The 6,060-nt window shown below is 59.6% G+C and carries 6 protein-coding genes; 3 read left to right on the forward strand and 3 right to left on the reverse strand.

Going from position 1 to position 6,060, the window contains the following annotated elements; genetic code table 11:
- Window positions 1-95 precede the first annotated feature (95 nt).
- Window positions 96-1,058, forward strand: coding sequence for a magnesium transporter CorA family protein (locus ACP7AP_RS13395; RefSeq protein ID WP_426034710.1), 963 nt, complete (start codon window positions 96-98; stop codon window positions 1,056-1,058).
- Window positions 1,059-1,129: 71 nt separating this feature from the next.
- On the opposite strand, the gene ACP7AP_RS13400 is transcribed toward ACP7AP_RS13395, so the two are convergent.
- Complete coding sequence (locus ACP7AP_RS13400) at window positions 1,130-1,903, reverse strand: enoyl-CoA hydratase (RefSeq protein WP_426034711.1); 774 nt, start codon at window positions 1,901-1,903, stop codon at window positions 1,130-1,132.
- A gap of 9 nt (window positions 1,904-1,912) precedes the next feature.
- Window positions 1,913-2,758, reverse strand: a complete 846-nt coding sequence (gene mutM / locus ACP7AP_RS13405) for a bifunctional DNA-formamidopyrimidine glycosylase/DNA-(apurinic or apyrimidinic site) lyase (protein WP_426034712.1) — start codon at window positions 2,756-2,758, stop codon at window positions 1,913-1,915.
- Window positions 2,759-2,839: 81 nt separating this feature from the next.
- On the opposite strand from mutM, the gene ubiE reads away from it, so the two are divergent.
- Window positions 2,840-3,583: a bifunctional demethylmenaquinone methyltransferase/2-methoxy-6-polyprenyl-1,4-benzoquinol methylase UbiE gene (ubiE, locus tag ACP7AP_RS13410; RefSeq protein WP_426034717.1), complete on the forward strand. Its 744-nt coding sequence runs from the start codon at window positions 2,840-2,842 to the stop codon at window positions 3,581-3,583.
- A complete protein-coding gene (gene ubiB, locus ACP7AP_RS13415) occupies window positions 3,580-5,109 on the forward strand; it encodes a 2-polyprenylphenol 6-hydroxylase (RefSeq protein WP_426034713.1) in 1,530 nt (509 codons plus the stop codon). Before ubiE ends, ubiB begins: the two co-directional genes overlap by 4 nt.
- 101 nt (window positions 5,110-5,210) lie before the next feature.
- Here ubiB and ACP7AP_RS13420 read toward each other — a convergent pair whose 3' ends face one another.
- Complete coding sequence (locus ACP7AP_RS13420) at window positions 5,211-5,864, reverse strand: flagellar hook capping FlgD N-terminal domain-containing protein (protein ID WP_426034714.1); 654 nt, start codon at window positions 5,862-5,864, stop codon at window positions 5,211-5,213.
- Window positions 5,865-6,060 lie beyond the last annotated feature (196 nt).

The raw sequence follows: 6,060 nt of genomic DNA on the forward strand, positions 1-6,060 counted from the left end.
GCGGGCGGCTTGATTTAGCAGAGGCTGCGCAAATGGGTGGCTTGGCCATGGCGGCATTTGGCGTTAGGCAAGGGGATTGCTTGCGGAGGGCACGGATGCTGACGGGTTATCATTTTGCCGATAAGCGGTTGGAGGTGCTGCCCGAGGGGGCGGCGCTGGAACATGCCGAATGGATTGATCTGTTTCGCGCAACGCCGGAAGAAGAAGCGGCGGTGCGGGCTTTGGGCATTGATGTGCCGACGCTGGCGGATATGGAAGAAATCGAAATTTCAAACCGTCTCTACCATGAGGATGAGATTGATTATCTGACCGTGGTTTTGCCGGGTGAGGATGCGGCGGGCGAACAGGTGATGAGCCCGGTGTGTTTTGCGGTGGCTCAGGCGCGGCTGGTGACAGTACGACACCATGCGCCGCGTCCGTTTCAGACTTATCCACCGCGGGCGGGGAAAAGCACTTTAGGCTGTTCAACCCCGGACCGGATTTTTCTGGGGCTGATCGAGGAAGTGATCGGGCGGCTGGCGGATCATCTGGAAATCGCGGGCACGGGTTTGGATAAAGTGTCGCGTCAGACGTATCATCCGGGGCCAAAGGGGCATCAGCAAAACGATCTGGAAAGCGCTTTGAGCAATCTGGGGGCGGAGGGCGAACGGCTGGGCCGGGTACGGCTGGGGCTTTTGACATTGGGGCGCGCGCTGAACTATGTCGATCAGATGCTGGGGCATCGGCTGGGTACGGAAGGATTGGGCTTGGTGTTGAAAGGCCAACTGCGTGATATTGAGGCGCTGGAGGTGCATGCGGATTTTCTGTCGTCGCGGCTGGGGCTGATGTCGGATGCGACGATGGGGCGGATTAACCTTGCGCAGAATACCACGGTGCGGATCGTGTCGGTGGTCGCCGTGCTGTTCAGCCCGCCGACGCTGATCGCCAGCCTGTATGGGATGAACTTTGATTTCATGCCGGAACTGGCGTGGAAACTGGGCTATCCGATGGCTTTGGTGATGATGGTCGGATCGGCGGTGCTGACCTATGCGTTTTTCAGGTGGAAGGGCTGGCTTTAGCAGGCTGGCGTTATGTGGTGAGGCCCCGGATCAAGTCCGGGGCGGCGGGGTTTTTGGGATAAGCTCTGGCTTTAGCAATCGGTGAATGTGGCGGGGCGTTTTTCGATAAAGGCGGCCATGCCTTCTTTTTGGTCTTCGGTAGCGAACATGGCGTGAAACAGGCGGCGTTCGTGCAAAAGACCTTCGCGGAGGGTGGTTTCCTCGGCGCGGTTGACGGATTCTTTTGCGGCCCGCACTGCGATGGCAGATTTCGCCGCGATTTTTGCGGCGGTCTTCAGGGCTTCGTCAATCAGATCGGCGGCCGGGATGATACGGCTGACAAGGCCTGCGCGTTCGGCTTCGGCTGCGTCCATCATGCGGCCTGTCAGGTTCATTTCCATCGCTTTGGCTTTGCCGATGGCGCGGGTCAGGCGTTGGGTGCCGCCCATGCCTGCGATGATGCCAAGGTTGATCTCGGGTTGGCCGAATTTGGCGGTATCGGCGGCGAGGATGAAATCGCACATCATCGCGAGTTCGCAACCACCGCCCAAGGCAAAGCCTGCGACGGCGGCGATGATCGGTTTGCGGATGCGCTGGATGGCTTCGGCTTCGGGGCCGAAGATGTCAGAGGCGAAGGCTTCGGCAAAGGTTTTGCCCGCCATTTCGCGGATGTCTGCGCCTGCGGCGAAAGCCTTTTCCGATCCGGTGATGACGATGCAGCGGATGGTGTCATCGGTGTCCATCGCTTGTAGGTTTGCGGCGAGTTCGGACATGAGTTGTTGATTGAGGGCGTTTAATGCCTCGGGCCGGTTCAGGCGGATCAGGGCGACATGGGCGTGGGTTTCGATCAGCAGGGTTTCGGGCATGTCGGTTCCTTAGATTTGGCAGGTGGGGCAGTAGAAGGATGAGCGGCCCGATTGCACCATGCGGGCGATTGTGGACGTGCAGCCGGGGGTTTGGCAAGGCTGGCCCTCGCGGCCATAGACGGCGAAGGCCTTTTGGAAATAGCCAAGCTCGCCGTCGGTGCGGCGGTAGTCTTTTAAGGAGGAGCCGCCAGCCTCGATGGCTTCGGTCAGCACTTCGCGGATGATCGACACAAGTGAACCTGGTTTCACAATGCTTCCGGCGCGGGTGTTGGGGGCGATGCGGGCGCGGTAGAGCACTTCGCAGACGTAGATATTGCCGAGGCCCGCGACGAGGTGTTGGTCCAAGAGGGCGGATTTTATCGGGGTGTTGCGGTTGTGGAGTTTCGCCGAAAGGTAGGATTCATTGAAGGCATTGCCGAGTGGTTCGGGGCCGATTTCGGACAGCAGGGGGTGGGCTTCGGCGGTGAGGGTCGGCAGCAGATCCATCGCGCCAAAGCGGCGGGCATCGTTGAAGGTGACGCGCGCGCCGCCTTCAAGGTGGAGGACAACATGGTCGTGTTTTTCGGGGGCGGCGTGATCGTGGTAATAGTCGCCCAAGGTGATGCCGGAGACGAGCATCCGGCCTGACATGCCGAGATGGATCAGCAGGGTTTCGCCTGAGGAGAGGTCGGCGAGGATGTATTTGGAGCGGCGACGGAGGGCGAGGACGCGCTTCCCGGTCAGACGCTCGGCCATGTTCAAAGGCAAGGGCCAGCGCAGATCGGGGCGGTTGACCTCGGCGCGGATGATCAGGCGGCCTTCCATTGCGGGCAGAAGACCACGGCGGACGGTTTCGACTTCGGGTAGTTCGGGCATATATCCTCGGTGACAGTTGGGCGCATTGAGGGTTTCGGCGCGCGTGCCTATAAGGGGGGTGCAATGACAGGACGGCAAGAGATGAACGACAGCACCACGCATTTCGGCTATCAAACCGTGCCCGAGGCCGACAAGGCCGGGATGGTGCATGGCGTGTTCACGCGGGTCGCCAGCAAGTATGACATTATGAACGATCTGATGTCGGGCGGGATGCATCGGTTGTGGAAAGACGCGATGATGGATTGGCTGGCGCCGCGGCCCGGTCAGCGGTTGCTGGATGTGGCGGGGGGCACTGGCGACGTGGCGTTCCGGTTTATGAAGCGGGCGGAGGGATCAACGGCGGTTGTGTGCGATCTGACGGAATCGATGCTGGTGTCGGGGCGGCAACGGGCCGAGGCGGATCAGATGGCGGCGCGGTTGGATTGGGTGGTGGGCGATGCGATGGCGCTGCCATTTGCTGATAATTCCTTTGACGTTTACACGATTTCCTTTGGCATCAGGAATGTGACGCGGATTGGCGATGCTTTGAAGGAAGCTTATCGGGTGTTGCGGCCCGGTGGGCGGTTGATGGTGCTGGAATTTTCACGGATTCCCAATGACTTGGCGCAGTGGGTATATGATAAGTACAGCTTCAACGTGATCCCGGTGATGGGGCAGGTGGTGGCAGGGGATCGCGAGTCTTATCAGTATCTGGTCGAGTCGATCCGCAAGTTTCCTGAACAAGAAGCGTTTGCTGGGATGATCCGGCAGGCGGGTTTCGATCAGGTGAAATACCGCAACCTGACGATGGGGATTGCAGCACTCCATTCGGGCTGGAAACTGTGAGAGGACCGCATAATATCTGGCGGCTGATCCGCACCGGGGCGACGTTTGAGCGCACCGGGGCGATGGCGCTGGCGCTGGAGGCGATGGACGTGACGCCGCGTCTGCGGTTTGCAGCGCGGATGCTCGGCTGGCCGTTTAAGTGGCTGGGGCTGCAAGGTGATCTGGCACTGCCGCCAGTGACGCGGGCGCTGACGGCGCTGGGGCCTGCCTATATCAAGTTCGGGCAGGTGCTGTCGACGCGGCCGGATATTGTCGGCGAAGAATTGGCGCTTCAGTTGAAGTATCTGCAAGATCAACTGCCGCCATTTTCCACTGCTGTTGCCAAAGCAATGGTTGCGGAGGAATTGCGGCGGCCGGTGGAGGAGATATTTTCCAGCTTTTCCGAACCCGTTGCGGCGGCATCCATAGCGCAAGTGCATCGCGCGACTTTGCGCAGCAACGGGCAGGATGTGGCGGTGAAAGTGCTGCGTCCGGGGATCGAGCGGGCGTTTCGCCGCGATATTGATGCGTTTTACTTCGCGGCGCGGGCGATTGAGTTTGTCTCGCCCGCCTCGCGCCGGTTGCGGCCGCTGGATGTGATCACACATTTTGAAGGCGTGGTGCTGGGCGAATTGGATTTGCGGCTGGAATCCTCGGCAGCCTCGGAATTTGCCGATAACACCAAGACTGATGCCGGTTTCCAAGTGCCCAAGGTGATCTGGGATCTGTCGGGCCGCTCGGTGATGACGCTGGACTGGGCTGAGGGGATCAATTTGGCGGATAACGCCGCGATTGACGCGGCGGGATTGGATCGGCGGGCGTTGGGCGCGCGGGTGTTGCAACTTTTCCTGAGCCACGCTTTGCGCGACGGATTTTTCCATGGCGATATGCATCAGGGCAACCTGAAAGTGGCGGCGAATGGCAACTTGATCGCCTATGATTTCGGCATCATGGGGCGGATTGATGAATATACCCGCCGGGTCTATGCAGAAATTCTGATGGGCTTTATTGGCCGCGATTATCGTCGGGTGGCCGAGGTGCATTTTGAGGCGGGCTATGTGCCGCCCGACCGGGATATTGACGAATTCGCACGGGCCTTGCGCGCTGTGGGCGAGCCGATTTTCGGGCTGGAAGCGACACGGGTGTCAATGGCACGGCTGCTGTCGTATCTCTTTGAAGTGACAGAGAGATTTGGCATGGAAACCCGTACCGAGCTGATCTTGTTGCAGCGCACGATGGTGGTGGTGGAAGGTGTGGCGCGCAGTTTGGACCCCAATATCAACATCTGGCAGGTCGCAAAGCCGGTGGTGGAAACCTATGTCAGCCGCAACGTCGGGCCCTTGGCGTTGTTGCGTGATCTGGCGCAGACAGCGCGGGTTTTGGCGCGGTTTGGGCCGCGCCTGCCGCGCCTGGTGGAAGCGGCTTTGATCGCGCAGGCCGAAAGTCCGCCGCCTGTGAAACGCCGGCCCCGGCTGTTCGCGTTGCGGCTGGTTGTGGCGGCGTTCGTGGTTTTTGCGCTGGGAATTTGGCTAGGGCATATCCTGTAGCGAAAGGCTGTCAGGGTTAGATTGGATCGAAAACTGCTGTCTCGCGCAGATGTTTGAGCGCGTTTTTCGATAAGCATGTGTCTGGCAAACCATGACACGCTTTAAGGCACGCGCAGGGCGGTGATGTCTGTGGCGTTTACCTCGACACCGCCCGCCAGAACCAGCGTTGGGCCATTGGCACCGCCGCGCGCCTCAAGGATCTTTGCATAGGATTCGACGGCTGCGGCCTCACCTAACTGCTGCGCGCCGCTATAGCTTTCAAGGCTGAGGGAATAGATGCCATTCGGCAGCGGATTTCCGGCGGCATCTGCGCCAAGCCATTGATAGGTTCCGCCCTCTCGCGAGACATCTTCGCGGGAGACCACCTGATCTTGCGCATTTTTCACCACCAGAACGGCGCGATCGGCGTGGGTTTTCGGCTGATAGCTGATGGTGACGGGATCATCCCCCAGATAGACCGGGCCGGCAGAGCGCGCCTCTTGCCCGACCCAAGCCGCCAGCTGTGCCATGCCCAGAACGCCGAACTGGCTGGTCAGCCCTTCAAGCAGTTGGTTGGTTTTGGTCTGCTGCTCGACCCCGGAAAAGGTTGCCAGTTGCACAGCGTAATCTGCCGAATCAATCGGTTTCGTCGGGTCCTGGTTCTTCATTTGCGTCGTCATCATCTTTAGAAACGTATCAAAATCTGCCGAGATGGCGGCTTTGGATGGCGTTCTGCTGGCTGCGGCTTGGGCGGTGGTGACGGCGGAGGTTTCCATCGGATGCTCCTTTCAAGAGCTTTTCGAGATACGTTGACTGCAAGGGCTTTCGCTTTTCAAACGCAACGCGAAAAGCTTTAGAGCAAGTCACCTTCAATCGGGACCATATCCTGCGGCTTTGAAGTAGTTTCTGCATTCCTGGCTATGGAATAGATCGCAGACTGCACCGACGGCGGTCCAGAGGGCTTGGTACGTT

The sequence above is a fragment of the Cypionkella sp. TWP1-2-1b2 genome (genome assembly GCF_049896245.1).
In the GTDB taxonomy this organism is placed as follows: Bacteria; Pseudomonadota; Alphaproteobacteria; order Rhodobacterales; family Rhodobacteraceae; genus Cypionkella.

What these genes read in the sequence shown, in the direction of transcription:
- ACP7AP_RS13395 (WP_426034710.1), top strand. Translation starts at nt 96, where the DNA reads ATGCTGACGGGTTATCATTTTGCCGATAAGCGGTTGGAGGTGCTGCCC.
- ACP7AP_RS13400 (WP_426034711.1), bottom strand. Translation starts at nt 1,903, where the DNA reads ATGCCCGAAACCCTGCTGATCGAAACCCACGCCCATGTCGCCCTGATC.
- mutM (WP_426034712.1), bottom strand. Translation starts at nt 2,758, where the DNA reads ATGCCCGAACTACCCGAAGTCGAAACCGTCCGCCGTGGTCTTCTGCCC.
- ubiE (WP_426034717.1), top strand. Translation starts at nt 2,840, where the DNA reads ATGAACGACAGCACCACGCATTTCGGCTATCAAACCGTGCCCGAGGCC.
- ACP7AP_RS13420 (WP_426034714.1), bottom strand. Translation starts at nt 5,864, where the DNA reads ATGGAAACCTCCGCCGTCACCACCGCCCAAGCCGCAGCCAGCAGAACG.